General features: G+C 64.2%; 35 protein-coding genes. 12 read left to right on the top strand and 23 right to left on the bottom strand.

The window, feature by feature from the left end; translation table 11 throughout:
- Window positions 1–4 precede the first annotated feature (4 nt).
- The 3 genes from LB577_RS12125 to LB577_RS12115 form a co-directional block, all read right to left on the bottom strand.
- Entirely contained in the window at window positions 5–313 is a 309-nt protein-coding gene (locus tag LB577_RS12125) for a DUF1244 domain-containing protein (RefSeq protein WP_224686870.1), read from the bottom strand.
- Between the two features lie 11 nt (window positions 314–324).
- A complete protein-coding gene (locus LB577_RS12120) occupies window positions 325–1122 on the bottom strand; it encodes an N-formylglutamate amidohydrolase (protein ID WP_224686869.1) in 798 nt (265 codons plus the stop codon).
- Between the two features lie 142 nt (window positions 1123–1264).
- Window positions 1265–1453, bottom strand: coding sequence for a hypothetical protein (locus tag LB577_RS12115; RefSeq protein WP_198028412.1), 189 nt, complete (start codon window positions 1451–1453; stop codon window positions 1265–1267).
- Here LB577_RS12115 and LB577_RS12110 point away from each other — a divergent pair.
- Together LB577_RS12110 and pyk are read left to right on the top strand one after the other, a co-directional pair.
- Entirely contained in the window at window positions 1410–1856 is a 447-nt protein-coding gene (locus LB577_RS12110; RefSeq protein WP_411969250.1) for a DUF1036 domain-containing protein, read from the top strand. The two genes, LB577_RS12115 and LB577_RS12110, sit on opposite strands and share 44 nt — an antisense overlap.
- On the top strand, window positions 1853–3286 hold the full coding sequence (pyk, locus tag LB577_RS12105) for a pyruvate kinase (RefSeq protein ID WP_013892581.1): 1434 nt from the start codon (window positions 1853–1855) through the stop codon (window positions 3284–3286). Before LB577_RS12110 ends, pyk begins: the two co-directional genes overlap by 4 nt.
- Before the next feature lie 9 nt (window positions 3287–3295).
- On the opposite strand, the gene LB577_RS33455 is transcribed toward pyk, so the two are convergent.
- The 5 genes from LB577_RS33455 to ykgO all read right to left on the bottom strand — a co-directional run bounded on the left by LB577_RS33455 (window position 3296) and on the right by ykgO (window position 5822).
- Window positions 3296–3574, bottom strand: coding sequence for a hypothetical protein (locus LB577_RS33455; RefSeq protein WP_411969247.1), 279 nt, complete (start codon window positions 3572–3574; stop codon window positions 3296–3298).
- Window positions 3571–3732, bottom strand: coding sequence for a hypothetical protein (locus tag LB577_RS33450; protein ID WP_411969246.1), 162 nt, complete (start codon window positions 3730–3732; stop codon window positions 3571–3573). The genes LB577_RS33455 and LB577_RS33450 overlap by 4 nt, the downstream gene beginning before the upstream one ends.
- A gap of 52 nt (window positions 3733–3784) precedes the next feature.
- A complete protein-coding gene (locus LB577_RS12095; RefSeq protein WP_224686868.1) occupies window positions 3785–4852 on the bottom strand; it encodes an alpha/beta fold hydrolase in 1068 nt (355 codons plus the stop codon).
- Between the two features lie 136 nt (window positions 4853–4988).
- Entirely contained in the window at window positions 4989–5588 is a 600-nt protein-coding gene (locus tag LB577_RS12090; RefSeq protein WP_224686867.1) for a tetratricopeptide repeat protein, read from the bottom strand.
- Window positions 5589–5696: 108 nt separating this feature from the next.
- Window positions 5697–5822, bottom strand: coding sequence for a type B 50S ribosomal protein L36 (gene ykgO / locus LB577_RS12085; RefSeq protein ID WP_006327841.1), 126 nt, complete (start codon window positions 5820–5822; stop codon window positions 5697–5699).
- A 231-nt stretch (window positions 5823–6053) separates the two neighbouring features.
- On the opposite strand from ykgO, the gene LB577_RS12080 reads away from it, so the two are divergent.
- Window positions 6054–6473, top strand: a complete 420-nt coding sequence (locus LB577_RS12080) for a lysozyme inhibitor LprI family protein (RefSeq protein ID WP_224686866.1) — start codon at window positions 6054–6056, stop codon at window positions 6471–6473.
- Between the two features lie 70 nt (window positions 6474–6543).
- Here LB577_RS12080 and LB577_RS12075 read toward each other — a convergent pair whose 3' ends face one another.
- From LB577_RS12075 to LB577_RS12025, 11 genes are all read right to left on the bottom strand, one after another.
- Window positions 6544–7620 (bottom strand): 5-(carboxyamino)imidazole ribonucleotide synthase, encoded by a 1077-nt coding sequence (locus tag LB577_RS12075; protein WP_224686865.1) that lies wholly within the window; start codon window positions 7618–7620, stop codon window positions 6544–6546.
- A complete protein-coding gene (gene purE / locus LB577_RS12070; protein WP_023763690.1) occupies window positions 7617–8114 on the bottom strand; it encodes a 5-(carboxyamino)imidazole ribonucleotide mutase in 498 nt (165 codons plus the stop codon). The genes LB577_RS12075 and purE overlap by 4 nt, the downstream gene beginning before the upstream one ends.
- Before the next feature lie 86 nt (window positions 8115–8200).
- On the bottom strand, window positions 8201–9109 hold the full coding sequence (locus tag LB577_RS12065; RefSeq protein ID WP_224686864.1) for an anti-sigma factor family protein: 909 nt from the start codon (window positions 9107–9109) through the stop codon (window positions 8201–8203).
- Window positions 9106–9645, bottom strand: a complete 540-nt coding sequence (locus tag LB577_RS12060) for a sigma-70 family RNA polymerase sigma factor (RefSeq protein WP_224686863.1) — start codon at window positions 9643–9645, stop codon at window positions 9106–9108. The genes LB577_RS12065 and LB577_RS12060 overlap by 4 nt, the downstream gene beginning before the upstream one ends.
- Window positions 9646–9691: 46 nt before the next feature.
- Complete coding sequence (locus tag LB577_RS12055; protein ID WP_224686862.1) at window positions 9692–9895, bottom strand: hypothetical protein; 204 nt, start codon at window positions 9893–9895, stop codon at window positions 9692–9694.
- A gap of 137 nt (window positions 9896–10032) precedes the next feature.
- Window positions 10033–11238: an aminotransferase class V-fold PLP-dependent enzyme gene (locus LB577_RS12050; protein WP_224686861.1), complete on the bottom strand. Its 1206-nt coding sequence runs from the start codon at window positions 11236–11238 to the stop codon at window positions 10033–10035.
- 25 nt (window positions 11239–11263) lie between these two features.
- Entirely contained in the window at window positions 11264–11728 is a 465-nt protein-coding gene (locus LB577_RS12045; protein ID WP_013892592.1) for a RidA family protein, read from the bottom strand.
- A 69-nt stretch (window positions 11729–11797) separates the two neighbouring features.
- Window positions 11798–12592 carry an amino acid ABC transporter ATP-binding protein gene (locus LB577_RS12040; RefSeq protein WP_013892593.1) on the bottom strand — a complete coding sequence of 265 codons (795 nt, stop codon included), beginning with the start codon at window positions 12590–12592 and terminating at the stop codon, window positions 11798–11800.
- Window positions 12593–12596: 4 nt separating this feature from the next.
- Window positions 12597–13247 carry an amino acid ABC transporter permease gene (locus LB577_RS12035; protein ID WP_224686860.1) on the bottom strand — a complete coding sequence of 217 codons (651 nt, stop codon included), beginning with the start codon at window positions 13245–13247 and terminating at the stop codon, window positions 12597–12599.
- A 1-nt stretch (window position 13248) separates the two neighbouring features.
- Window positions 13249–13914: an amino acid ABC transporter permease gene (locus LB577_RS12030; RefSeq protein WP_013892595.1), complete on the bottom strand. Its 666-nt coding sequence runs from the start codon at window positions 13912–13914 to the stop codon at window positions 13249–13251.
- A 70-nt stretch (window positions 13915–13984) separates the two neighbouring features.
- Complete coding sequence (locus tag LB577_RS12025; RefSeq protein ID WP_174324795.1) at window positions 13985–14815, bottom strand: transporter substrate-binding domain-containing protein; 831 nt, start codon at window positions 14813–14815, stop codon at window positions 13985–13987.
- Window positions 14816–14984: 169 nt separating this feature from the next.
- Between LB577_RS12025 and LB577_RS12020 the strand changes: the two genes are divergently transcribed.
- Window positions 14985–15773, top strand: coding sequence for an IclR family transcriptional regulator (locus LB577_RS12020; protein ID WP_224686859.1), 789 nt, complete (start codon window positions 14985–14987; stop codon window positions 15771–15773).
- Between the two features lie 35 nt (window positions 15774–15808).
- Here the strand turns inward: LB577_RS12020 and LB577_RS12015 are convergent, their stop codons facing one another.
- Window positions 15809–16012, bottom strand: a complete 204-nt coding sequence (locus LB577_RS12015) for a YdcH family protein (protein WP_013892598.1) — start codon at window positions 16010–16012, stop codon at window positions 15809–15811.
- A 239-nt stretch (window positions 16013–16251) separates the two neighbouring features.
- Here LB577_RS12015 and LB577_RS12010 point away from each other — a divergent pair, with 239 nt between their 5' ends.
- The 5 genes from LB577_RS12010 (at window position 16252) to LB577_RS11990 (ending at window position 20236) form a co-directional block, all read left to right on the top strand.
- On the top strand, window positions 16252–16425 hold the full coding sequence (locus tag LB577_RS12010; RefSeq protein ID WP_013892599.1) for a YdcH family protein: 174 nt from the start codon (window positions 16252–16254) through the stop codon (window positions 16423–16425).
- Between the two features lie 310 nt (window positions 16426–16735).
- Window positions 16736–17989, top strand: a complete 1254-nt coding sequence (ispG, locus tag LB577_RS12005; RefSeq protein WP_224686858.1) for a flavodoxin-dependent (E)-4-hydroxy-3-methylbut-2-enyl-diphosphate synthase — start codon at window positions 16736–16738, stop codon at window positions 17987–17989.
- Window positions 17990–17994: 5 nt separating this feature from the next.
- Window positions 17995–18849, top strand: a complete 855-nt coding sequence (locus tag LB577_RS12000) for a lytic transglycosylase domain-containing protein (protein WP_224686857.1) — start codon at window positions 17995–17997, stop codon at window positions 18847–18849.
- 28 nt (window positions 18850–18877) lie between these two features.
- The gene (locus tag LB577_RS11995; protein WP_224686856.1) at window positions 18878–19429 is read left to right on the top strand and encodes a phosphotransferase-like protein; all 552 of its coding nucleotides are present in this window, start codon (window positions 18878–18880) and stop codon (window positions 19427–19429) included.
- Window positions 19430–19483: 54 nt separating this feature from the next.
- Window positions 19484–20236: a Stf0 family sulfotransferase gene (locus LB577_RS11990; protein ID WP_224686855.1), complete on the top strand. Its 753-nt coding sequence runs from the start codon at window positions 19484–19486 to the stop codon at window positions 20234–20236.
- Between the two features lie 18 nt (window positions 20237–20254).
- Here the strand turns inward: LB577_RS11990 and LB577_RS11985 are convergent, their stop codons facing one another.
- The 3 genes from LB577_RS11985 to LB577_RS11975 all read right to left on the bottom strand — a co-directional run bounded on the left by LB577_RS11985 (window position 20255) and on the right by LB577_RS11975 (window position 24432).
- Complete coding sequence (locus tag LB577_RS11985; RefSeq protein WP_224686854.1) at window positions 20255–22594, bottom strand: response regulator; 2340 nt, start codon at window positions 22592–22594, stop codon at window positions 20255–20257.
- 109 nt (window positions 22595–22703) lie between these two features.
- A complete protein-coding gene (locus tag LB577_RS11980) occupies window positions 22704–23459 on the bottom strand; it encodes an SDR family oxidoreductase (RefSeq protein ID WP_224686853.1) in 756 nt (251 codons plus the stop codon).
- Between the two features lie 55 nt (window positions 23460–23514).
- On the bottom strand, window positions 23515–24432 hold the full coding sequence (locus tag LB577_RS11975) for a polyprenyl synthetase family protein (protein ID WP_411969241.1): 918 nt from the start codon (window positions 24430–24432) through the stop codon (window positions 23515–23517).
- Between the two features lie 78 nt (window positions 24433–24510).
- Here LB577_RS11975 and LB577_RS11970 point away from each other — a divergent pair, with 78 nt between their 5' ends.
- From LB577_RS11970 to LB577_RS11960, 3 genes are all read left to right on the top strand, one after another.
- Window positions 24511–25272, top strand: coding sequence for a biosynthetic peptidoglycan transglycosylase (locus LB577_RS11970; RefSeq protein WP_031249896.1), 762 nt, complete (start codon window positions 24511–24513; stop codon window positions 25270–25272).
- Between the two features lie 141 nt (window positions 25273–25413).
- Entirely contained in the window at window positions 25414–25596 is a 183-nt protein-coding gene (gene rpmF, locus LB577_RS11965; RefSeq protein WP_008834724.1) for a 50S ribosomal protein L32, read from the top strand.
- Between the two features lie 251 nt (window positions 25597–25847).
- Complete coding sequence (locus tag LB577_RS11960) at window positions 25848–26807, top strand: agmatinase (RefSeq protein WP_224686852.1); 960 nt, start codon at window positions 25848–25850, stop codon at window positions 26805–26807.
- Window positions 26808–26850 lie beyond the last annotated feature (43 nt).

The following is a 26850-nucleotide window of genomic DNA, read 5'->3' as shown; positions in this document are numbered from 1 at the left end:
TGCTCTAATGATCCGTGGGCCGCCTTGCCTCGAATTCGGCCTTCTTGGCTTCGGAAGCTTCGGTCTGGTGAAGCGCCTGCCATCGCGCATAGGGCATACCGTAGACGATCTCGCGCGACTGGTCCTTGTCGAGATCGACGCCTTCGGCGTTTGCCGCCTCGCGATACCAGTTCGACAGGCAGTTGCGGCAGAAGCCGGCGAGGTTCATCAGGTCGATGTTCTGCACGTCGTTGCGTTCCCTGAGATGCTCGACCAGCCGGCGAAAGGCGGCGGCGTCGAAGTCGCGTTTCTGCTCATCGCTGAGTTTGGTCATCAAAACCTCCGTCATAACGGCCCGGTGCGCGAGCCGAACATCTTTACCGCATGTATATCGGGACGGCGGTCGATGGCGTCAACGATCGGCGCCAGGCGTTCAGCCCAGGCGATGGCGCCCTTCTGATCCGATATCAGGTCCTGGCGGATTTCAATCAGCGCATGGGCATAGCCGTTGACGATGGCATGCTTGAACATGGTGTCGCCGCGCAGCGCGCCGTCATAGGGTTCATTATCACCGACCACGAGGCTCTTGTCCTCGGCCAGCATGTCGATCAGCGGTCGTGCCACCCGGTCATCCCGATCCCAGAGGATCCCGACATGCCACGGACGCTGCCTGCCTTGCATGACCGGCGTGAAGGAATGCACGGAGAAGATGAAAGGTGCCTGACCGGACGCTTGCGCAACCGAAGCTATCATGGCGCCGACCGCATCGTGATAGGGCCGGTAGAAGCGGTCGAGCCGCCTTTCACGCTCCTCAGGCGCGAGCGGATAGTTTCCGGGCACCACCGTGCCGTCGTAGAGCTGGCGGATGAGCGTCGGGTCGTCCTCACCGCGATTGGGATCGATCAGCAGCCGCGAGAAATTGGCGAGCACCGCCGGGACGTCGAGCAAGGCGGCGAGTTCGCGCGTCACCGCTTCGACACCGATATCGTAGGCGATGTGGCGGTCGAACTCCGCCGGGGGCAGGCCGAGGCTGCCATACTCGTCGGGCAGGTCGCGGCGGGCATGATCGGCCAGGAGCACGATGCCTCGCTTGCGATCGCCCTCGACAATGTCGAAAGGCGCGAAAACTGTGGATCGGGTCATTGGCGGGAAATGGTCTGTTCGCTGGCTTCCGGGGAGGGTGCTATCGTCATTCCACGAAGGCGACGCTTGCGCAATGCCGTTGTTTGGCCAAGGTTTCCCGGGAAATCTGGCGGAGGTCGGCGAATTGTGCGCCGGAGCCTTTCTAAATCGATTGGAATTGAACAAAACGGTGCGTTGACATGCGCCCGGACTTTTCCGAAAAGGGGCGCAGAGAGATGCTGATGTGGTTCTTGAGGGGTTTTGGAATGGGTTCCGCCGGCAGGCAGCGCATGCGCTCTGTCTTTGCCATGCCGCTCCTGACCCTGACCGTCGGCATGTCGGCAATGGTCATGGCCTCGCCGGCGCGTGCCGATTTCCGTGTCTGCAACGCCACGCAGAACCTGATCGGAGTTGGCATCGGCTATCGCGCCAAGGCCGGCTGGATCACCGAAGGCTGGTGGCACATCGAAGGATCGAGCTGCAAGACGTTGATCGAAGGGCCGCTGTCATCAAGGTTTTACTATCTTTATGCAGAAGACGCCGAGCGCGGTGGACGCTGGGACGGCCCGATCAACATGTGCGTGGCTGAAAAAGAGTTCAAGATCGCCGGCGTAAACGACTGCGTCGCCCGGGGCTTCCAGCGCGCCGGATTCCAGGAATATGACACGGGCGAACAGGCAAGCTGGATGGTCCAGCTGACCGATGAGCCCGCAACGGGAGGCGCTCCAGCCGCCCCGGGAACAAATAGTCAATGAGACGCAGCCGCAAGGTCAAGATCCTAGCCACCATCGGTCCGGCCTCCTCCTCCGAGGAGATGCTGAAGAAGCTGTTCGAAGCCGGTGCGGATGTCTTCCGCATCAACATGAGCCATACCGATCACGAACTGATGCGCACGCTGGTCGGCCGCATCCGGGCCGTCGAGGAACAGGTCGGCCGGCCGATCGGCATCCTCGCCGACCTGCAAGGGCCGAAGCTGCGCGTCGGCAAGTTCGCCAATGGCAAGGAAGTGCTGACGCTGGGCCAGACCTTCACGCTCGACGACAATCCAGAGCCGGGTACGTCGGCCAGGGTCTATCTGCCGCATCCGGAAATCCTGAGCTCGGTTGAACCAGGCCACCGCCTTCTGATCGACGACGGCAAGCTCGAACTGAAGGCGGTGAAGAGCAACGGCAAGTCGATCGTCTGCACCGTCGTTGCCGGTACCACGATTTCCGACAAGAAGGGCGTCAGCCTGCCCGATACCGACCTGCCGGTCGGCGCGCTGACCGAAAAGGACCGCAAGGATCTCGACGCGGTGCTCGCCACGGGCGTCGACTGGGTCGCGCTGTCCTTCGTGCAGAGGCCCGAGGATCTGGCCGAGGCGCGCAAGATCGCACGCGGCCGGGCGCTGATCATGGCCAAGATCGAAAAGCCGCAAGCCGTTGCCCGGCTGGCCGAGATCATCGAATTGTCCGACGCGCTGATGGTCGCCCGTGGCGATCTCGGCGTCGAGATGCCGCTCGAGGCCGTGCCCGGTATCCAGAAGCAGATCACGCGCGCCGCGCGCCGCGCCGGCAAGCCGGTGGTGGTGGCCACGCAGATGCTGGAATCGATGATCACCGCGCCCGTGCCGACCCGCGCCGAGGTGTCCGACGTCTCGATCGCCGTGTTCGAGGGCGCCGACGCCATCATGCTGTCGGCCGAATCGGCGGCTGGTGCCTATCCCGTCGAAGCGGTGGCAATGATGAACCGCATCGCCGCCAAGGTCGAAACCGATCCGACCTATGCCGGTATCATCAACGCGCAGCGCTCCGAGCCCGAAGCGACCGGCGCCGACGCCATTTCGCTGGCCGCCCGCGAAATCGCCGAAACGCTGAAACTGTCGGCGATCATCACCTACACCGCATCCGGCACCACCGGCCTGCGCGCTGCCCGCGAACGGCCACAGGTACCGATCATCGCGTTGTCGCCGATTCTCAACACGGCCAGGCGGCTGTCGCTGTTGTGGGGCACGCATTGCGTCGTCTCGCCCGATGCCACCGACCTCGACGACATGGTCAACCGTGCCTGCCGCATCGCGCTCGAAGAGGAATTCGGCAAGCCTGGCGACCGCGTCATCATCACGGCCGGCGTGCCGCTGAGGACGCCCGGATCGACCAACATGCTGCGCATCGCCTATGTCGGATCGGAAACTGCCGGCCGGTAAAGCGGGGCTTCAGCCTGTCGCAATTCTGAGTGCTCGTGCCGCGGCTTCAGCGTGATCCCTGCGCTGAAGAAACCGGTGTGCGCGAGGAATAGGGTCGTGCAGGTACTGATCCGGGCCCAGTATCTTTCGCCGGTTGAGTTCGGCCGTGTCGAGCAGATCGAAATCGACCTTCTCGATCGTGCAATGCCATCCCGCACTTTGCGAGGCCCATCCTTTGCTGTGGTGTACCAGGAGCCGCTCACGGCTGGAGTAGCCGTGGTAGTCGAAAGCGACGATGCCGTTCGTCACATAGATATGATCCGCTCTGCGTAAAATCCCCCCAGAGGGGGATGCTTGAGGAAGGTGCCGGCGAGAATGGCGCATGCGCCATGACCGAAGAAGATGCGATCCGGCAGTGCCCATCGCTTTTCGGGGTTTCTCTTTATGCCGTGCTTCAGGACGTACATGCCGCTCGGGTCCTGATGGCGCCTTGCGATGACGGTTTTCGGGAGACGCGCATCAGGTCGCTGCCAGCTCCGCTTCAGGTTCCTTGATGTCGGCGCACTTGCCGGCACCGTATGTATCGCCTGCAATCCGTGCTTCCACCACCTTGGCCATCGCCTCCAGATCGACGGTCTTGCCGGCAACCTTCCCGATGGCGCCAACCACGAGGTCGGCGGCGATCCAGTCGGGCTTGTGACCGAGATTGCGCACCCAGATCAGTTCAGCGCCCGATATGTCACGCGCCAGGCCGACGGAATGGATATGCGCATAGACGACCTCGTCGCGGTCGCCGGAGATGATCACGGTCGGCGCCGTGATCCCGTTGTAGCGCGGTGCCGCGCCGAGCGCATAGCGATAGAGCCCGGCGACGTCGGTGGCGTTGGCGCGAAAGGCCGCCGGTCGCAGCACGAGCGGGATCGAGGCCATGCCGGGATAATTGTCCGGCACCTTGTTGGGCGAGAACACGCAGGTGGTGGCATCGGCCATCCGCAGCGTTCCGGCGGGATAGGCCAGCGTTTCGGAGAACAGCCGGCCGATCACCGGGAGGGTGGTCAGGTCGTAGTACCAGGCAGTCGCGCCGCCCGGCCAGGGATGGGTCGCGGGCGCGAGGAAGACGAGGCCGAGCGTCTTGTCGGCGTGTTCGCGGCCAAAGGCGGTGGTTATGGCTCCGCCGAAGGAATGGCCGACGATGATCGCCTTGCGGATGCCGAGATGATCCATGAGTGCGGCCAGCGTTCTTGCCTGAGCCGACGGATCCCCATTGTTGCCGGGGCCGCGCCCCGACCAGCCGTGCCCTGGCCGATCGAAGAACAGCATTTCGGCGCGTCCTTCGAGCGGTTGCCGCAGCGGCAGCATCTGATCCCGGAGATTGGCGCTGGCGCCGTGGATGAAGACGATCGGCGGCAGGTCCGCATTGGCGGGCGCCGGGACATGGACATAGTGGATGCGCGCGCCGTTGATGTCGGCGAATTCACCGATCGGCGGATTGCGACGCTCGATCAGCCATGAGCCGACGCGGGTGACGCCGACAAGGGCAAAGATAAGCGCCATCAGGAAGGCGAGTACGGCGGAGATCAGGTTCATTCGGGGAGATACGGGGGTGGGGAGGGATAAGTTCTGGAACAGGCAGTAGGCAGTAGGCAGTAGGCAGTAGGCAGTAGGGCTGCGTTTCACAGTGCAATCTGCAACCCTACTGCCTTACTCCCTATTCCCTACTGCCTCAAATGCCTTCTCCGGCAAGCTCTTCCGAAAGCGTCGCGACCTGGTCCTGGGCGCTGCGCATCATCGGGTAGATGACCAGCACCTTCTGCCAGGCCTCGAGCGCCGACTGCTTGTGGCCGGTCAACGCCATGATCTGCGCCAGGCCCGACAGCGCGCCGAAATGGCGCGGCTCGAGCTGCAGCGTATGGTCGATGTCGGACATCGACTTGCCGTAGTTCTTCATCATGAAATGCACCGTGGCGCGCCGGTTCCAGCCCTCGGCGTAGCTTGGCTGCAAGGTCACCACCTGATCGAGGAAATCGAGGGCGACGTCGAACTTCTGGTTCTCGATCGCCTTTTGCGACCATTGCATCATCAGGTCGATCGAGGCGCTGCCCGACTGGGACCATTCGTTCCAGATGCTGCCGGCGATGCGTTCGGCCGCCTTTTCGTTGCGCTCGCGCTTCAGGTCGGTGAACAGCTTGTCGAGCCGGTCCTGCTTCGTCATCGGCGCGGCCGGTGCATTCGGGGCTGCCGGCGGAGCCGCCTCGTCATCCGCCAAGGCCGGCAGGGCGCCCGAAACGAGCAAAGCCGTCAAGAATGCAAAAAGAATCCGCATCGCCCGATCCTAGTCCCGGGCGGCGGAACATCAAAGTGATTTTAGCGTGAGAGGCCGGCAGGCCGACAAGCATCAATTGGCGGAGGCAAAAAGCCTCCGGCCGAAAACTCAGCCCTGGCGCGCCTTGTAGCGGGGGGCGGTCTTGTTGATGATGTAGACGCGGCCTTTGCGGCGAACCAGCTGGTTGTCGCGGTGACGTGCCTTCAACGCCTTGAGCGAATTCTTGATCTTCATGGTCTTGCCTGTCGGTATGGACCCGGTCCCGGGTCGAAATTTTAAGGCGCGCCAGAAGACGCGCCTTTGAACTGTGGGTGGCTCATAAACGAGGAGCCTTGTCCGTGTCAACCGCAAGCGTGCTCCACTCCGCCTTATCATCAAATATCCGCCATGTCGGCCTAGCGGCATTGCATGGTCGTGGCCCGGCTGGAATGATCCGCCAGCCGTGACGTGATTTGGGGGATGACCATGCGCCGAATTTTCCTGTCCGCCTGCCTTGTCCTGCTGGCCGGAACCTCGATTGTCCGGGCGCAGGAATGCGACCGCTCGGACGACAGTCAGCAAATGATGAACATCTGTGCCGGCGAGGATTATCAGGCCGCCGACGCTAGGCTCAATGCGGCCTACCAGGACCTGATCAACTCGGACGATGCCGACGGCAAGAGATTGCTGCAGGTGGCACAGCGTGCCTGGATCACCTTCCGCGACGCCGAGTGCGCGCATTCCACGGCCGCCAGCGCAGGCGGTTCCATTCACGCGATGGCGGTTTCGCAATGCCTTACCAGGCTGACCGATGATCGCACTAGGCAACTCGCCGCCGCGGCCAATTGCGAGGAAGGCGATGTCAGTTGCGCCAGCCCCGACGAGGACAGCGACGAGGTGCAATAGCTCGTGTCTTGCGACTTGTTTTTATGCATGTCGTTCTCCCAAAACCGAGGTCACTTTTGGGCGACATGCACTAAGCCAGGCGGCTGATGCGGGTGAAATGGCCCATCTTGCGGCCTGGGCGCGCCTCGGCCTTGCCATAGAGATGCAGCATCAGGTCGGGCTCGGCGAGCAGTTCGGGGACCCGCAGCACGTCGTCGCCGATCAGGTTCTCCATCACGCAATCGGAATGACGCCTCGGGTCTCCCAGCGGCAGGCCGGCCACGGCGCGGATGTGCTGCTCGAACTGCGAGACGGCGCAGGCGGCTTCGGTCCAATGGCCGGAATTGTGGACGCGCGGGGCGATCTCGTTGGCCAGCAGCGAGCCATCGGCCAGCACGAAGAACTCGACGCCGATGACGCCGACATAGTCGAGCGCCGACAGGATCTTTGCCGCCGCCGCTCGCGCCGCCTGCGCTGTTTCAAGCCTGATGGCGGCCGGCAAGCTCGAGGTGTGGAGGATGCCGTTGCGGTGGACATTCTCGGCCGGGTCGTAGGCAGCCACGGTTCCGTCCAGGCCACGCGCCGCGATCACCGATATCTCGCGTTCGAACGGCACGAAGCTTTCCAGGATCAGCGGGACATTGCCCATCGCCTCGCAGGTGCCGGCAAAACCGCCGGTTTCCATGTTGCGGAAGACGCGCTGGCCCTTGCCGTCATAACCCATGCGCCGCGTCTTCAGGATGCCGCTGCCGCCGAATACTTTCAGGGCCGCCGTCAGTCCGTCATCAGTGTCGACGGGGCGGAAATCGGCCGTGGCAATGCCGATGTCGTTAAGGAACGTCTTCTCGCCCACCCGATCCTGCGCCACTTCGAGGGCGCGTGGCGGCGGGTAGACCGGCACCTTGGCGGCAAGCGCGCCTGCGGCGGCAACCGGAACGTTCTCGAACTCGTAGGTGACGACTGCACTTGCCGCTGCCAGTTCGGCAAGGGCCGCCGGGTCGTCATAGGCGGCCGTTATCTGCCGGTTGGCGACTTGCGCGGCGGGACAATCCGCTTGCGGCTCCAGCACCACGGTGCGGTAGCCGAGGCGGGCGGCTGACATCGCCAGCATGCGGCCGAGCTGGCCGCCGCCAATGATGCCGATGGTCGATCCCGAGGGCAGGCTCACGGTGTGTCCGTCGGCTCGGTCGCGACCTTGGCGGTCTGCGAGGCGCGCCAGGCATCGAGCCGCTGGGCGAGCTTGTCGTCGTTCAGCGCCAGCACGGCAGCGGCCAGCAGGGCGGCGTTGGCCGCACCAGCCTTGCCGATGGCCAGCGTCCCCACCGGAATGCCGGCGGGCATCTGGACGATGGAGAGCAGCGAATCCTGTCCAGACAGCGCCTTCGATTCCACCGGCACGCCGAACACCGGCAGCGGCGTCATCGCCGCCGTCATGCCTGGCAGATGAGCCGCCCCACCGGCGCCGGCGATGATCACCTTGTAGCCGGCAGCCTTGGCGCCCTTGGCGAATTCGTAGAGCCGGTCGGGCGTGCGATGCGCGGAGATGATCAGCCGCGTGTGCGGAACGCCCAGCGCCTCCAGCGTTTCGGCGGCCTGGCGCATGGTCGCCCAGTCGGACTGGCTGCCCATGATGATGGCGACGTCGGCGCGTTGATCGTTCAAGCTAATGCTCCCGGCGACAAAGGCGCGCCTTAGCGGAATTCGGGCGCCACGGCAAGGATACGCAGCCGAAGTGGCCGCGTATTGGCTCACACCGCAGCCTTGCGGAAGCGGGCGACGAAGTCGTCAAGCTCCGGCCGCTCCATGTCGGAGATCGCCCAGTAGGAGAAGGCGCCGTCGCTCCAGTGGACCATCGAGAAGCCGCCCGACGAAAGGTCGTCCGGCTGGGCAGTCTTGCCGCCTTGCTGCGGCTCGGCGACGAGTGTGATCAGGTGCTCGCGGTGCCGGTAGACCAGTGCCGGCACTGGGCGGCCCGATATCACCTCGACCCGGCCGCCGATCAGCGCGAAGCCGTCCTGGGCAAGATCGGGCGCCGGCGGCGAGACGCCGATCCGGGCATCGAGCCAGGGCTTGACCGTATGGCGGTCGGACGAGACGATGTCGATCGGGCTCGCGGCCAACAGGCTGCGGCGGTGGCCGCTGGCGACCGCGGCGGCAAAGCCATCTTCCGCGCCGCTGAACATCACCCACTGCGTCGCCCCGCTGGCCAGCACCGCGCTGATCATGATCGACGCGGCCATGGCGCGCCAATCGAACGAGCCGAAGCGGCGTGCCCTCGACGATGGCCGCGCCTGGGAAGGCTGTGTCCCGGCTTCCCGTCGCTGGCCGCCGCCGGCACCTGCGATCAATCCCGGCAGCGCCGACGGTGCGCCACGCTGCGGCTCCGTCGCCCCGGCCTGCGCCTGTTGTTCGGTGCCAGCCATGCCGATCGCCGCGATGCGGGCTCGAAAGGCATCGCTGACATCGGGGCGCGGCAAGCGGCTCACCGCTCCCCGCAAGGCCATGATACGGGCATGCTCGGCGGCAAGCCGCGGGTCGGCGGCGATGCGCCGCTCCACGGCAAGTGCGGCGGCCGCATCGAGCTCACCATCGACAAGGGCATGGATCATCAGTCTGATACCTTCGGGATCGTTGGGCAGTCCGTCGTCGTGTGTCATGACGCTCTCCCCAGTTCAGTCGCCAGCAGGCCGCGAGCACGGGCCAGCCTGGACATCACCGTGCCGATCGGCACGTCGAGCATGGCCGCTATCTCGCGATAGCTGAGGCCATTGATGTCGCGCAGCACCAGCGTTTCGCGAAACGGCTGCGGCAAGGCGGCGATCGCCGCCTCGAGTGCCGCTGTATCGGCCCTGGCGATCAGGCTTGCCTCCGGGCCATCCTCGTCCGGCAGGCTGGTGCCGTGCGCGGCCGCCATGTCGTCGAGATCGCCGAGATCGCCGACGGCCATCATGCCGCGCGGCCGGTTGCGCGCCATCCAGGTGTAGGAGGTGTTGCGCACGATGGTCAGCAGCCAGGCGCGCGAATTGCCGCCGGCATAGCCTGCGATCCCGGCATGCGCCTTGATGCAGGCGTCCTGCACGACGTCCTCGGCATCGGCGGCATTGCCGGTCAGCCAGCGGGCAAGTGCCAGCGCGTCGCCGAGATGCGGCAGCACCACCTCGTTAAAGCGTTCCGCCAGCGCCCTCTCGCTCAAAGCAGCACCATGATCCGATACTCCGGACAAGACCGGGCGTGCCGCCTCAGGACGCGACAGCGACTTTGCCTTGCTCGCAGGGGTAAAGCCCCCAGGAGCAGGCAAGGTCGCCTGCCTTGCTGGAAGTGAATTCATCTGCTTCACCGGTGTCAAGAACCACGGAGTAGGGACCGATGACGATCATGCGCTCCAGCACATGGCGACGGCTGACGCCGCGACCATGTTCGCCGGGCTCGCGATGATAGGGCATGCCGATCTCCTCAACGCCAGCAGTGGCGTATGACAAGGAGACTTGTTGCAGCTGGGGTTTATTCCCGCAGTGCGCAAATCAGGCTGTTCACAGTCGCGTGATCAGCCTGATTTAGCCGGTCGATGCTGGTTCCGCGTTCAATCCGGCCAGCGCAAGACGCCGGACGAATCCTTGCGGGCGGCTTTCATCGCATCGGCAGGCCGGTCCTTCGCGGTCAGTACAGCGCGCAGCCGTTCGGCGACGATCTCGGCCTCGCCGGGGTGAAGGTTGCAGGGGTCGAGGAAGAAATGACCGCGCTCGACCTCGTGGTTGCGCACGATGATCGGCGGCGAGCCTGCCGCCAGCGCCGAGGCGAGGCCGGCGGCACTGAACCGGCTCTCCGGCGAGACTAAGATCTGCAGCCGGTCGAGCGGATTGGCGGTCGGATCGGGGATGATGTTGGCAAAGATGCCCGGCAGTCCCTGCAAAGCGTCCTTCCAGAGATTGAGCGCTGCCTCCTCGCGGCGGCGGATGCCGGCGTGGTCGCGCTTCTCCCAGGCTTCCAGCGCCGCCATGGTGCCGGCGATGCTCTCCTTGCCAACCTTCATGGCGCGCGCGACGCCGCGGTTCTGCAGATAGGCGGAGCGTACCAGGTCCTTGCGCCCGGTGACGATGCCGCTGGTCGGGCCTGAGAGGAATTTGTGACCGCTGTAGATCACGACGTCGGCGCCGCGCGCGAGGAAGCCGCGCAGATCATATTCGGAAGCGGCATCGACAATCACCGGCACGCCCTTGGCGTGGCAGATCTCGCAGAATTCCTCCAGCGACAGCATGCCGTACTGCACGGTGTGGTGGGCGACGACGTAGAGGCCGGCGGCCGTGCGCTCGTTGATCGCTTCGCGCACGTGATAGTCCTGCGTGACGCTGACGGTGCCGGCGGGGATCACTTTGGCGCCGGCGACGCGGACCGACTGGTCGATCGGCGCGCCGTAATTGACGATGTGGCCAAGCTGGATGACGACCTCCGACTTGAGGTCGCCGGTGTCGTCAGGCAGGCGCTCGATGGCGAGCAGGCTGGTTCCGGTCATCGCTCCTGCGATCGCCATGGTGATGCCGCTGGCGCAGCAGGCGGTGATGAAGCCGGCCTCGCCGCCGGTGAGGCGCGCGACGACCGTGCTCGCGGCACGCTGCAGATCGTCCATCTCCACCCATTGCGAAGCCATTTCGGCCATGGCGCTGATCGCTTCGGGAACGACGATCGATGCGCCCAGCGCGGTCATTGTGCCGGAGACATTGATGATCGGCCGCAATCCCAGCCTTTCGCGGATGGTGGTGTTGGAGCCGGTGTCGGAATAGGTTTTCATGTCAGCAGGTCCCGTGAGTGACAAATCAGGCTGCGGCGATCTCGACGACCGCCTCAATTTCGACAGTGATGTTTCCAGGCAGCGAGCCGACGCCGATCGCCGAGCGCGCATGGCCGCCGATCTTGTCGAAGACATCGGCGAACAGATCCGAGCAGCCGTTGACCACCTTCGGATGGTCGCTGAAGGTCGGCGTCGCATTGACGAAGCCGAGCAGCTTGACGACGCGCACGATGCGGCCGAGATCGCCGGCGGCGGCATGCATGACGGCGAGCAGATTGAGCCCGGTGAGGCGGGCATGCTCATAGGCCTGCTCGACCGTCACGTCCTCGCCGACCTTGCCGGTGCAAAGCGTGCCGTCGGCGCGCAGCGGCCCCTGGCCGGAGAGGAAGATCAGCCGGCCGCTCTCTGCATGGGTGACGAAGTTGGCGATGGGCGTCGGCGGCTCGGGCAGCTTCAGGCCGAGTTCGGCGAGCCGGATGTAAGGCGTCATGGAAGAAGGCTCCCTTGGATGGCTTCAGCCACCCGATATTCAAAAATGGGCGGTGTCGGCCGTCCGATGTCAGAAATGCGAGGCGCGGAAGCGCGCCAGGAAGGTGCGGAGGCGCTCGTTGCTGGTCTCCGCCGCGAGGATTTCCTTGGGCGGACCAACAGCGCTGACGCCACCATCGGCCATGAAGACGATGCGGCTCGATGCGTCGCGGGCGAAGGCCATTTCATGCGTCACCATCAGCATGGTCATGCCGTCCTCGGCAAGGCTGCGCACCACGGCCAGCACCTCGCCAACCAGCTCGGGGTCGAGCGCCGAGGTGATCTCGTCGAGCAGCAGGATCTTCGGCTCCATGGCCACGGCGCGCGCGATGCCGACGCGCTGCTGCTGGCCGCCGGAGAGTTCGGCCGGCAGGCTGTCGGCCTTGTGGGCCAAACCAACGCGGCCGAGCCAGTGTTCGGCCGCCTGGCGCGCCTCGGCCTCGCTCTTTCCCCGTACCTTGGTGAGCCCGAGCATGATGTTGCCGGCCGCCGTCAGATGCGGAAACAGGTTGAAGCTCTGGAACACCATTCCGGTCTCGGCGCGCATGCTGGCCAAGTCGCGTTCGCTGCGGCGCTGGCGCGTTGCGGCCTCGCGGTAGCCGACCTCCTTGCCGTCGATGCGGATCGAGCCGCTGTCGTAGCTCTCCAGGAAGTTGACGCAGCGCAGCAGCGTGGTCTTGCCGCTGCCGGAGGGGCCGATGACGGTGACCACCTCGCCGCGCTTGACCTCAAGGCTGACGGAACGCAACACCTCGACGGCGCCGAAGGCCTTGGAGACATCGCGCACGTCGAGCAGCGCGGGACTGGCGGTTGAGGCTTCGGACATCGTACTATTCCCGGATGAAGGAGAAACGCCGCTCGAGTCGCCGGCTGGCGAGCGAGAGCGCGTAGTTGACCGCGAAGTAGATGAGCGCGCCCAGTATATAGAGCGGCATCGCCTCATAGGTGCGGCCGATGACCTGGTTGATGGCCTGCATCAGATCGGTGATGCCGAGCAGCGACACCAGCGCGCTGCCCTTGACCGCATCGGTGACGCCGTTGATCCACGGCGGCAGGAAGCGTCGGAAGGCCTGCGGAAAGATGACGTAGGCCAGTCGCTGGCGGAAGGTCAGCCCGATCGCCATCGCCGCTTCGGACTGGCCCTTCGGGATGGAGCCGACGGCGCCGCGCACATATTCCACCACTTGCGCGGTCTTGAACAAGGTGAGCGCGAACACGGCGGCCCAGAACGATGGCAGATGAAGCCCGATCGCCGGCAGGCCGTAATAGACGAAGAACATCAGCACCAGGATCGGGATGCCACGGATGGTGTCCGAGAAGATGCGCACCGCCCAGCGCAACGGAGTGGGGCCATAGACCAGGCCGACCCCCAACAGGACACCGGCGATGAGCGACAGGACGACGACCAGCAGTGACACCCACAAGGTCACGGCGAAGCCTTCGGCGAGGAACGGCAAGGCGTAGAAGATCTGGCCAAGCATGTCAGCGCGCCGCCCTGAACCGGCGCTCGACGAGCCTGAGCGCGAAAAGCAGGGCATAGCCGGTGACCAGATACATCGCCGTGGTGACCAGATAGACCTCGACGATGCGGAAGGTGTTGAAGTTGATCCACTGGGCGCCGTAGGTGAGCTCCGGCACCGAGATGACCGAGGCGATCGAGGTGTCCTTGAACAGCGATATGAAGGTGTTGGACAGCGCCGGCAGCGTGATGCGCAGCATGGTCGGCAGGCGCACATGCAGCAGCCTCTGCCACGGTGTCAGGCCGATCGCCTTGCCGGCATCGAGCTGGCCGCGCGGGACGGCTTCGAGGCCCGAGCGAAACACCTCGACCAGATAGGCGCCGCTATAAACCGACAGCGTCAGCACGAACGAGGTCGGCGCGCTGTAGGCGAGGTCGACCACGGTCGGCAGGCCATAGAAGACGAGATAAACCAGCAGAATCAGCGGTACGTTGCGGATGAATTCGACATAGGCGGCGATCACCGCCCGCACCACGCGTCCGGCCGAGACATACCAGACCGCGAGCACCAGCCCGATGACGACGCCGATGGCGATCGAGATGACGGCAAGCTCGAGGCTGAGCAGCAGGCCGCCCCAAAGCTTGTCGAAATGCCGCCAGATCAGGTTGAAATTGAGGGCATAGCCCATGCTTCCGCCTCGGTGTGAAGGGCGTCGGAAGAAAAGCGGAAGGGCGAATGCCGCCCTTCCGCCTGCTGGGTCAGATGACCGGAAAGCCGGGGTGGCGCGCCGGCGGCTCCTGGCCGAAATAGTCCTTGAAGGCAGCGTCGTAGAGCGCCGATTCATGGCCGAACATGGCGATGGTGAAGGTCTGGTCGACGAAGGTCAGCCAGTCGAGATCGCCTTGCCGCAGGGCCGCGCCATAGAGCATCGAGTACCAGCTTTTGCCGGCATCGAAATATTTGTCGGGATTGCGCGAGGCGAGCCAGCGCACGGTGGAGAGATCGACCGCGGCCGCATCGACCCGCTTGGACTCCAAGGCCTGCAGCACGTTGGCCTGGGTGTCGATCTGCATCACTTGCGCCTGCGGCAAGGCATAATGGACCGAAGTTTCCGCATCGACGTTCTGCAGGATCGAGATGCGCGTCGCCGAACCGCCGGCAAGCAATTTGTCGAAGGTCTTGTTCTCGGCGTTGGGAAGCGTCAGCAAGGCGACGCCTTCGACGTAATACGGCCTGGTGAAGTTGATCAGCTGCGAGCGCTGCGCCGTCATCGTCATGAACTGGATGGTGATGTCGACCTTGTTGGTGGTGACGTTGGGAATGCGCTGCGCCGGATCCTGCATGACGAACTCGACCTTGGTCGGATCGTCGAAAAGGCCCTTGGCCAGGATGCGCCCCATGGTGATGTCCATGCCGACCAACTCGCCGGCATCGTTCTCGAAATGCCAGGGCGCGTTGGTGCTGCCGGTGCCGACGATGAGCTTGCCGCGATCGAGCACGGTGCGCAGCAAGCTGTCGGACGCTGCCTGGGCGGCGGCCTTCTGGGCATCGACGGTTGCCAAAACGCCGGCCGTCGCCAGTCCCGCCATTCCTAATTTCAGAAAATCACGTCTTCCGGATGTGTCGTTCACGGCGACCTCCTTTCGTGTTGTGTTCCCCTATGCACAGGCAAGACACGTCATTGTTTTCACAGCGATTGTCTCTTACAAGAGACGTATGTATCCTGTACAAGACAGATACTAACATCAGGAATTGACAATGCAAGATACCAATACCCTGGCTGTTTCAGCCGGCGAGAAGATTTCAGGCTCTCGGGAAAAGGGTCTCAACCGGGTGCTCGAAATCCTGGAGTTTCTTCATACGACGCAGCGCGCCATCGGCATCGGCGATCTTGCCAAGGGGGTGAATGCACCGCGGTCGACGACCTACACGCTGGTGCGGTCGCTGGTCGACGCCGGCCTGCTGGAGATGGAAGGCGACGGCAACCGCGTCTATTTCGGCAAGAAGCTCTACCTCTACGGGATGGATTATGTGCGCGGTAACGACCTGATGCGGCGAGGGCGCCAGGAGGTCGACAATGTGTCGCGCGAGACCGGCGAGACCTCGGAACTGTGCATGTTGCAAAGTGGCCGCTACACCATCGTCCACGCGAGCCCGGGTACCAGGCCGTTCCGCATCAGTTCGGCCACCGGCCTGCAGATACCGCTGCCGTGGACCGCTTCGGGGCGGCTGCTGCTGGCGGGGCTGGACAGGGCCGCGATCGAAGCCATGGTATCGGACGACGATCTCGTGCTGCCCGACGGGCGCAAGCTCAAGCTCGACGATTTCGTCGCCGACATCGCCAAGGCGCGGGTCACCGGCTACTGCGTCACTTCGGGGCTGGTCGATGCCTATACGAAATGCCTTGCCGTGCCGGTCTTTTCAGCGCCGGGCAAGGTCGAGGCGACGATGTGCCTGGTGGTTCCCATCGATACCACCGATGAGCGGACCGCCAGCCTCATCGGCCTGCTGCGCGAGCGCGCCGCCAGGCTATCGATCGCCGGATAGGCGAAGCATGATGGAGGACGCTTGGTGCCCGCGGCTCAAGCGATGATGTCGGGGATGATCTTGTCTTCCAACGCCATCAGCCGATCCTTGAGGACCAGTTTCTTCTTCTTCATGCGCTGGATTTGCAGCGGATCACAACCCATGGCGATCATCGCGTTGATCGCCGCGTCGAAATCGGCGTGTTCCTGCTTCAGCCGGGAAAATTCGAGGCGAATATCGGCCTGTTCCTGATCGGACATTCTCTACCGTCTGCACGTCTGCGGCGCCCAAAACTGGGCCTGATTGGGCGGGGGCGGCAATTTCTGCCACCGGCGCGCAGGCCATATCACATTTCACATTGTCGTGGAATGCTACCACGCAGCATTCGACATCCCAGCCGGAAGGTGGCACAGTGTCATTGTGCCGTCACAGAAGCGACCTGCGGTGGACGTGCCTTTGACGGCTGCAATCGAGGAAACCATGAAAGGGAGAACCAATCATGTCTCTTGCATCCCATCTTGATGAGTTGCAGCGGAAACACGGCGACATCGAACGCGAGATCGATGACGCGATGAACCACCCGTCGGTGGACGACCTCGAAATCGTGAATCTCAAGCGACGCAAGCTGGCACTCAAGGACGAGATTGAAAAACTGAGGGCGACCACGCATTGACGCTCACCTGATATAGCCGCTCGTTACTTGCGGTTTTCCTTGCCGGCGGCAAGCGCCGCCGGTGTGAGTTTTGATTTTCACCGCTCCACCATGAGCCGCAGCTAATATCCTTTCCGGTCTCGCTTTTGACCCCGGTCGTGGACCGTTTCAGGTCCCCGGCGGGGATCAATTGCTGCCAGTGGCGACCTGTCGCCATTGACAAGCCATCTTTGCTCATCCACCTCATGCCCGAACTTCAGCGTATCGGCCCCGGGGAGCGTTCGTGTGTCCAAGTGGACGCATGGGGCTTCAGAGACAAAAGGCTGCCGGCATGACCGGATATTTTTCCTTTCCCTTCCCTCGCCGCACCTCGGTCGGCGTCGATGTCGGCGGCGTGGTCGTCGGCGGCGGCGCGCCGGTCGTCGTGCAGTCGATGACCAACACCGATACAGCCGACATCGACCAGACGGTCGCGCAGGTCGCGGCGCTGCACCGCGCCGGCTCCGAGATCGTGCGCATCACCGTCGACCGCGACGAGAGCGCGGCCGCCGTGCCCCGTATTCACGAGCGCTTGCTGCGGCTTGGCATCAACGTGCCGCTGGTCGGCGACTTCCACTATATCGGCCACAAGCTCCTGGCCGACCATCCGGCCTGCGCCGAGGCGCTTGCCAAATACCGCATCAATCCCGGCAATGTCGGCTTCAAGGACAAGAAGGACCGGCAGTTCGCGGCGATTGTCGAAATGGCGATCAGGTACGACAAGCCGGTACGCATCGGGGTGAACTGGGGCTCGCTCGACCAGGAGCTTTTGACCCAGCTGATGGACGACAACCAGGACAAGGGTTTCCCGCTGACCGCGCAGGAAGTCACTCGCGAGGCGATCGTGCAGTCGGCGATCCTGTCGGCCGAGATGGCCGAAGAGATCGGCCTCGGGCGCGAGAAGATCATCCTGTCGGCCAAGGTCAGCGGCGTGCAGGACCTGATCGCGGTCTATACCGAACTTGCCACCCGCTCCAACCACGCGCTGCATCTTGGCCTGACCGAAGCCGGCATGGGTTCGAAAGGCATCGTCGCCTCGTCCGCCGCGATGGGCATCCTCTTGCAGCAAGGCATCGGCGACACCATCCGCATCTCGCTGACGCCGGAGCCGAATGGCGACCGCACGCGTGAGGTGCAGGTGTCGCAGGAGCTGCTGCAGACCATGGGTTTCCGGCAGTTCGTGCCGATCGTCGCCGCTTGCCCCGGCTGCGGTCGCACCACCTCCACCGTGTTCCAGGAACTCGCCCAGAACATCCAGGCGGACCTGCGCAAGAACATGCCGGTGTGGCGTGAAAAATATCCCGGTGTCGAGAACCTCAAGGTCGCGGTGATGGGCTGCATCGTCAACGGCCCGGGTGAATCCAAGCATGCCGATATCGGCATTTCGCTGCCCGGCACCGGTGAGACGCCGACGGCTCCCGTCTTCGTCGACGGCAAGAAGGCGGCGACATTGCGAGGGCCGTCGATCGCATCGGATTTCGAGAAAATGGTCGCCGACTATATCGAGCAGAGGTTCGGTCGCGGCGGCAAGGCCGCGGCAGAGTAGGGCAAATGCAGCGTTTCCTCTGGGTGGCGCTGATTTCCCTATGCGGGCTGGCCTGGTCGACGCTGGTTCAGGCGGACCCGCCGCAATCGGCCAAGCAAAGGCTGATCGACAAGGTCTGCAATCTGATCCAGGCCCATGCCGACCAGAACGGGTTGCCGCGGGATTTCTTCGCCCGGCTGATCTGGAAGGAAAGCCGGTTCGATCCCAACGCGGTCAGCCCCGTCGGCGCCGAAGGCATCGCCCAGTTCATGCCGGGCACCGCCAAGATGCGCGGGCTCGCCAATTCCTTCGACATCAACCAGGCGATCCCGGCGTCGGCGAAATACCTGGCCGAAATGAAAACCAGCTACGGCAATCTCGGCCTGGCGGCGGCCGCCTACAATGCCGGCGAAAGCCGGGTGTCGCGCTGGCTGGGTTCGGGCGGCTTCCTGCCGATGGAGACCGAGAGCTATGTCTTCGACGTCATGGGCGAGCCGGTCGACAAGTTCACCGACCGTGCTTATGCCGGTAAGATCGAACCCCTCGACGCAAAGAGGGATTTTGCCGCCGCCTGCCGCAAGCTGCCCGTGATCATGTCGAGGACCGTCGCGATGGCTTCGATCAACGTCAAGCCGTGGGGCGTCCAGGTGGCGGGCAATTTCCGCCGCAGCGCGGCGATCGGCCAATGGCTGCGGGTGAGAGGCCGTTTCCCGGCCCTGCTCAGCGGCCATGATCCGGTGGTGAGCCGTGTGCGTACGCCGATCGGCCGGCGCGGCATCTATGCCGTCAGGATCGGGGTGAATGACCGCGCCGACGCCAATCTCATCTGCCAGAAACTGCAGAGTGTCGGCGGAGCCTGCGTGGTGGTGCGCAACCGATAGCCGACAGGACTGAAGGAGGCGGTTGAAATTGCCAGCCAGGATCGTTCTGCTCAACGGCGTCGGCAGTGCCGGCAAATCCTCGATCGCCAGGGCGCTGCAGCAGATCACCGCCGAACCATTCCTGCATGTCCAGATGGACAGTTTCATCGCGATGCTGCCCGATGCCTTGCAGGACCATGCCGATGGCTTTTCCTATGAAACCATCCGGCAGGACGGCAAGCCTTCGGTCGTGATCAGGACTGGACCGATCGGTGCACGGACCCTGCGCGGCATGCGCCACGCCGTTGCAGCCATGGCCGGACAAGGCAACAACCTCATCGTCGACGACGTGCTGTGCAACGGCGAAATATCGGAATATGTCGAGCTGCTGTCGGCCTTCGATCTCCATCGGGTCGGCGTCATGGCGCCGCTGGACGTTCTGGAAGCCCGCGAAACCCAACGGGCTGACCGGCTGCCCGGCCTGGCACGTTGGCAATATGGGCGTGTGCACAAGGGAATACGCTACGACCTCGAAGTTGACACCAGCGTGCTCACGCCGCTCGAATGCGCCCGTCGCATCCAGCAACAATTTCGACTATAGGCGGCGATCGATTGGCCGGGCTTGCCCTGCCTCAAACACGACAAGAGCGGCCATATGTTCGACGCCTATATTATCTGCGGCACGCCGAGAACCGGGAGCACTCTGCTGTGCAAGCTGCTGGCCTCCACCGGGACGTCAGGCGATCCCCACTCCTTCTACCGGCGGCAGGATGTGACGGAGTGGGCGCAGGAGTGGAAACTGCCAGCCCGCGAGACGATGGACGAGCTCGAATTCAGTGTTGCCTATCTCGAAGCGGCAATCGCTGCAGGGAAGGGCGGGACAGATATCTTCGGCCTGCGCCTGATGCGCGAAAACCTGGATGAGCTTTCGGCGATCCTCGACCGGATTTTTCCTGGGCTTGCGTCGGACACAGCGCGCTTCGAAAAGGCCTTTGGCCATGTCCTCTACATACACCTGTCGCGCGAGGACAAGCTGGCCCAGGCTGTCTCGCTGGTGAAGGCGCAGCAGACCGGCCTTTGGCATGTCGCGCCCGACGGAACCGAGATCGAGAGGGTCGGAGTTCCCGCGCAACCTCGGTATGACTTCCGGCGGATCAAGGGCGAGCTCGCCGAGCTTGAAGCGTATGACGCGGCCTGGAACACATGGTTCGCAAAACAGGGCGTCACCCCGTTGCGGGTAGGCTATGAGCGCCTTTCCGCCGATCCGGCCGCGGCATTGCTAACCATCTGCGAAGCCCTGGGCGTTCAAGCGCCTGACGCCGAGGCGGTGCGGCCAGGCGTCGCAAAGCTCTCCGACGAGACGAGCCTGGACTGGATGCGCCGCTTTCATGTGGACGCAGCCGTCTAAGGTGTCGATGCCGGGTGCTCAGGCCGTCTTCGCCACCACCGTCTCGCTCAGCCATGTGCCGATCTTGGCGCCGAGGCGATCGGGTGAAACCGGCTTGGGCAGATAGTCGTCCATGCCGGCCTCGATGCATTTGTCCCGGTCGCCCTTCAGCGCATGCGCGGTGACGCCGATGATCGGGATGTGGCCGCCCGAAGAGGTCTCGATCGCCCGAATGGCGCGGGTCGCTTCATAGCCGTTCATCTCGGGCATCGAGACATCCATCAGGATCAGCCTGGGACGCAGCGAGCGGTACATCTCGACCGCCGTGCGGCCATTGCCGGCGATGCGGTAGCTGAGGCCCAGGCCGTTGAGGATCTGGCCGAACACAAGCTGGTTCACATCATTGTCCTCGGCAATGAGGATGTCGATCGGCCCGTTCGGCGTGGCGGTCGATTCCGGCGCCGGGACCACCGGCAAGGCGGGGCCACGGATGACGGTGAAGGGGAGCGGTGCCGGCTGAGGCTGAGGCTGGACCGGCTCACGCGTGAATTGCGCCTTGCCGACCTGGGAGCGAGCCTTCTGGATGACCGAGATGACGGTGCCGAGCAGAACGGCGGAGCGCGCCGGCTTGGTCAGATGCGCGGCAATGCCGAAGTCGATGATCATCTTGCCGAAATCGACCTGGTCGACCGAGGTCAGGATGACGATAGGGATGGCCGACAGCCGGCTGTCGGCGGCAATGGCCCGCGCGACGTCGGCACCGTTCATGCCGGGCATCTGGTAGTCGAGGATGATGCAGTCGACTGCCGCACCCAGCTGGTAGGCGCGGTCGAGGAAGGCCAGCCCCACCGCACCGCTTTCGGCGGCGGCGCAGTCGAAGCTCCAGCTCCTCAGCTGTTCGAGCAGGATCTCGCGGTTGACCGGATTGTCGTCAATGACCAGCACGCGTGCGCCGGTGACGTCCACCGGCACGATCTCGTCGCGCGCCTGGGCAGTGTGAAGGGGCAGCGGCACCGCGAACCAGAACACCGAACCGCGGCCGATCTCGCTCTCGACGCCGATCTTGCCGGCCATCAGGTCGACGAGACGGGCGGCGATGGCAAGTCCGAGCCCGGTGCCTTCGTGACGGCGGGTCGACGATCCGTCGACCTGGGCGAATTTCTCGAATACGTTCTGCAGCTTCTCGGCCGGGATGCCGATGCCGGTGTCCTCGACACGCAGCTTGAGCTGGACGACGCCGTTGACGGTCTCACCGCCGACATCGATCAGCACATGGCCCTTCTCCGTGAACTTCACCGCATTGCCGACCAGATTGGTGACGATCTGCCGGAACCGGCCGGCGTCGCCGACGACATAGGCCGGCAGGCGCGGGTCGACACGCACGATCAGCTCGAGGTTCTTTTCGGCGACGCGCGCCGATACCAGCGTCGCCACGTCCTCGACAGCTTCGGAAAGGCGGAAGGGGGCGGGGTCCAGCGTCAACTGGCCGGCATTGATCTTGGAGAAATCGAGGATGTCGTTGATGATGGTGAGCAGCGCGTTGCCCGATTTGACGATGACGTCGGTGAAGGTCTTCTGGCGAGCGGTCAGTTCGGTCTTGGCCAGGAGCTCGGCCATGCCGAGCACGCCGTTCATCGGCGTGCGGATCTCGTGGCTCATATTGGCCAGGAATTCCGACTTGGCGCGGTCGGCGGCCTCGGCCTTGAACAGGGATTCGGCCGATTGGGCAAAGGCGCGACGGATCGCCTGTTCCATCGGCCGGAAGATCCAGAAGGCGACGACGGCCAGGACCGCGAACAAAAGGCCGCTCGCCCAGAGCAGCAGCCGGTCGCTGGCGATATCGGCCAGGTGACGCTCTTCATCCATGGCGGTGCGCACGCGGACCAGCATGGGCTGGACGAACAGATCGTTCTGGTTGCGGATTTCGCGGGAACTCCATTCGTCGGTCTTTTGCGCCACCGACATCAAGTTGAAGTTGCGCACCATGTCGCGCGGCGACCAGAACAGGTCGCCGTTGACGGAGGCCGCTTCGAGCTCGTTGAGGGTCCCGGCGGACAGGCGCGACCGAATCGCGGCGAGCTGCGCGCTCAGCGTTTCGATCTCGCCGGTCAGGCGCTCCGAATGGCCACGCGCCGCGGTGGTCAGGGCATCGCGCGTTTCTGCCCGCCAGGCGGAGCTGGTTGTCTCGGAGAAGCTGGTTGCGTTGCGCAGGTCGCGGGTGAAGATCACGAGATTGGCGCTCAGCGCATCGACCTCATGGCGGAAGGAATTGACGCGATTGAGCGCGAAAATGATGATGGCCGAAGCCAGCGCGAAGGCCAACAATCCTGAAAGATAACGAATCCGGACCAATCGGATGAAGGAAGAATATTCCGGCATGCGCAACCCCAACACATACGCATTATTTTAATGGTCGGGATTACGCTTCATTTACATTAAGATTTCGTTCGCGCGGACCGGCGAGTTGCTCGACAACGGAGAAGCGAGATCAGATCGATGCCGTGATGCCGCCATCGACATAGAGGATATGGCCGTTGACAAAGGACGAGGCATCGGAGGCGAGGAAGACACAGGCCCCGACCAGCTCCTCGACCTTGCCCCAGCGGCCGGCCGGCGTGCGCTTTTCAAGCCATTCGGTGAATGCCGGATCGGCGACCAGCGCGGCATTCAGCGGCGTGTCGAAATAGCCGGGCGCGATGGCGTTGCATTGCAGGCCGAACCTGGCCCAGTCCGTCGCCATGCCCTTGGTCAAATTGCCGACCGCGCCTTTGGTCGCCGTGTAGGGCGCGATGCCGGGGCGGGCAAGCGCCGTCTGGACGCTGGCGATGTTGATGATCTTGCCGCGCCCGCGACGGATCATGTGCCGGGCGACGGCCTGGCCGACATGGAAGACGCTGGCGACATTGGTCTGCAGCAGGCGTTCGAACGCGTCGGCGGGAAAGTCCTCGAGCGGCGTGCGGAACTGCATGCCGGCATTGTTCACCAATATGTCGATCGGCCCGCCGGACAGCTCGAAACTGTCGATCGCGGAACGGACCGCGTTGTGGTCGGTGGCGTCGAAGGCGAGCGTTTCCGCTCCGCCGATCTGCGCTGCCGCGGCGTCGAGCTTTTCCGCGTCACGGCCGTTGAGGATGACCACGGCGCCGGCTTGGCGCAGCCCTTTGGCCAAAGCAAACCCGATGCCTTGCGAGGAGCCGGTTACCAGCGCCCTGCGCCCGGCGAGATCGAACAGATTGGATGACATCTACGCTGATCTCCGTTGGTTCTCGCCATGCGGTCCCGATATCGGCGGCCGCCCGTCAGTTGTTCCGCGTCGCGACGAATGTGGCGGCGGCCTTCAGCAAGGCTGCGTTCTCGCCATAGGGTTCGAGCAATGCGTGCGCCTGCTCGACAAGCCCGTGCAACTGGCTGCGCGCCCAGTTCGTCCCGTGCAGCGCCACCAACGTTGCCTTGCCGGCGGCGGCGTCCTTGCCGGTGGCTTTGCCCATCTGGCTGGCGTCGGCCGTCAGGTCGAGCAGGTCATCGGCAAGCTGGAAGGCAAGGCCGACGGCCGAGCCGAATTCGGCCAGCCGCTCGCGGTCTTCGGCCGGAGCGCCGGCGATGATGGCGCCCGCCTCGCAGGCGAAGCGGATCAGCGCGCCTGTCTTCATCGCCTGCAGCCGGATGATGCCGGCTTCGTCCGGCGGCGTGCGCTCGGCTTCGAGGTCGAGCGTCTGGCCGCCGACCATGCCGCCGGCCCCGGCGGCGCGGGCGAGCGCCAGCACAAGGGCAGCCCGCCGCTCGGCCGGCAGAACGGTTGCCTCGCCGGCAATGATGTCGAAGGCCAGCGTCAGCAAGGCATCGCCGGCCAGGATCGCGGTCGCCTCGTCGAAGGCCTTGTGGACGGTCGGCTGGCCGCGGCGCAGATCGTCGTCGTCCATCGCCGGCAGGTCGTCATGGATCAGCGAATAGCAGTGCACGCATTCAAGTGCCGCGGCGACGCGCAGCGCCGCCTCGCCATCGGCTGAAAAAAGCGCCGCGCTTTCCATCACCAGGAACGGGCGCAGGCGCTTGCCGCCGTTCAGCACGCCATGGCGCATCGCCGCCATCAGACGGCCGGGCCGCGCGATCTCACCCGTGAGCGGACGGTCGTCGAGCAGCCGCCGCAGTAGCACCTCGACGGCGGCTGCCCGCCTGATGAGCGCCATTTCGAACGCCATTTCGTCGTCATTCGTCATGGCCGGGAGCGGTAGCCGACACTCAGACGTTGCGCAAGAAGGCAAGCGCCATTATGCCGGGGGAGGGAGAAGCACGGGTTGGGCGGCTTGGCGGAACCGATCGTCGATCATGAAACCGAAAAGCTGGACATGGCGCCGAGATCGCGCGGCGTGAACCGCCGCAGTCTCAGGCGCTGGGTCCGGCGTGGCATCGTCGTGGCCGCCGTGCTGGCGCTCATCCCGGTGGTGTTCACCTTTCTTTACTTGCCACCCTTCGTGCATCCGGTGTCGACGCTGATGCTGAAGGACCTGACGACATTCTCCGGCTATGACCGGCGCTGGGTATCGATCGACGATGTCGCGCCGGTGTTGGCCCATTCGGTCATCATGTCGGAGGACGGGCAGTTCTGCTTCCACCGCGGCGTCGATCTCGGCGAACTCCGGGGCGTCGTCGACGACGCGCTGGCCGGCGAGGCGACGCGCGGTGCCTCGACCATCACCATGCAGACGGTGAAGAACCTTTTCCTGTGGTCGCGGCCGCTGGGCTCGGTGCGCAAGGTCGTCGAACTGCCGCTGGCCGTCTACTTCGACGCGGTGATGTCGAAACGGCGCATCATGGAGATCTATCTCAACATCGCCGAATGGGGGCCGGGCATCTACGGCATCGAGGCCGCGGCGCAGCACCATTTCGGCGTTTCGGCAAAACAGCTGTCCAGACGGCAGGCGGCACTTCTGGCCGTCACACTGCCAAACCCGATCGCCCGCAATCCGGCGAAACCCGGACCGGGCCTGAGAAGGCTTGCCAACCTGATCGAACGCAGGGCCGGCCGTTCCGGCGCCTATGTCGGTTGTCTCCGGTAGGCTTGCTCAAAAAAATTCACGGCAGCGCTGGCCAAAACAGCATCAGGCGTGTATAGGCACCCGACTTTCTCAGATTTAGGCCCCGACATGGCCCTTTCACGAGGGCGGGCGGGGCTTTTGACCATGTAGTGGAGCATATCCATGGCCGTTCCGAAACGCAAAACCTCTCCGTCCAAGCGCGGCATGCGCCGCTCGGCCGACGCCCTCAAGGCCCCGACCTATGTCGAGGACAAGAATTCCGGCGAAATGCGCCGCCCGCACCACATCGACCTGAAGACCGGCATGTATCGCGGTCGCCAGGTGCTGACCCCCAAGGAAAGCTGAGACCAGCTTTTCCCAAGGTTTTTGGTTCCAAAAGACCGGCCAGTGGCCGGTCTTTTTGCGTTTGCAGGTGTCCGGGCCGGCATGACCTATGCCAAAGGCAAGGCGGTCGGTGGCGATACCCACCGGAGTGACCTTGCTGTACCGGGGTTTGAACGCTTTCGTCGCCGCCGTTTCATGTGGTTGGAAACACGCGAGACCCCGACCGCTCGAGCTGCGGATGATGACGAAGGCGAGGCAACAGAGGAGACCCCATGTCCAACCTGACCGTCACGCCGCGCACCGTCTTCCAGACATTCCTGGACTTTCCGCTGGTCGAAGACCTCGACAGGCTGAGCGCCGATGTCGCCATCATCGGCATGCCCTACGGCGCGCCCTATACGATCGACGAGACGATCAACGACCAGACCAATGCGCCGACCGCGGTGCGGCGTGCCTCGCAGCGTATCAGCCTTGGGCTCGATCGCTATGATTTCGACATTGGCGGTACCCTGTTCGACGGGCAGGACGTCAAGGTGGTCGATGTCGGCGATGTGCCGGGCGAAGCGTCCGATTCCACCGGGCATTACGCCAGAGCCGAGGCGGCGATCCGCAAGATACGCGCCGCCGGCGCGCTGCCGATCACCATCGGCGGCGACCATGGCATTCCGATCCCGATCTTCCGGGCGCTCGATGGCGAGGGGCCGATCACGCTGGTGCAGATCGATGCCCATCTCGACTGGCGCGACAATGTCAACGGCGTCAAGGAAGGCTATTCCAGCCCGATCCGACGGGCATCCGAAATGGCGCATATCGACGCGATCTTCCAGCTCGGCATTCGCGGCCAGGGCAGCGCCCGCATGGAAGAAGTCGAAGCGGCGCGCGCCTACGGCTCCAACATCATCACCGCCGGCCAGTGGCAGGATATCGGCACGGCGGCCCTGCTCGAGCGCATTCCCGAGGGCGGCCGTTACTACCTCACGATCGACGCCGACGGTCTCGATCCGGCCGTTATGCCGGCGGTGGAGGGACCGTCGCCGGGTGGCGTCACCTATCGCCAGACGATCGACCTGATCAAGGGGCTGTTCGCCAAGGGAGAAGTGGTCGGCGTCGACATCGTCGAGATCGCGCCGGCACGCGATATCAACGAGATCACGTCGATGACGGCAGGCAACATCATCCTCAATGTCATCGGTGCCGCCGTTCGCGCCGGTCAATTCAAGCGCCAAAATTGAAAATCAAGCGCTAGAGCAATTCCAGGAAAAGTGTGACACGGTT

The organism is Mesorhizobium sp. B283B1A, from assembly GCF_020165735.1.
Lineage (GTDB): Bacteria > Pseudomonadota > Alphaproteobacteria > Rhizobiales > Rhizobiaceae > Mesorhizobium > Mesorhizobium opportunistum.
The sequence above is the reverse complement of the archived record's forward strand: the minus strand, read 5'-3'. Positions and strand labels throughout refer to the sequence as shown.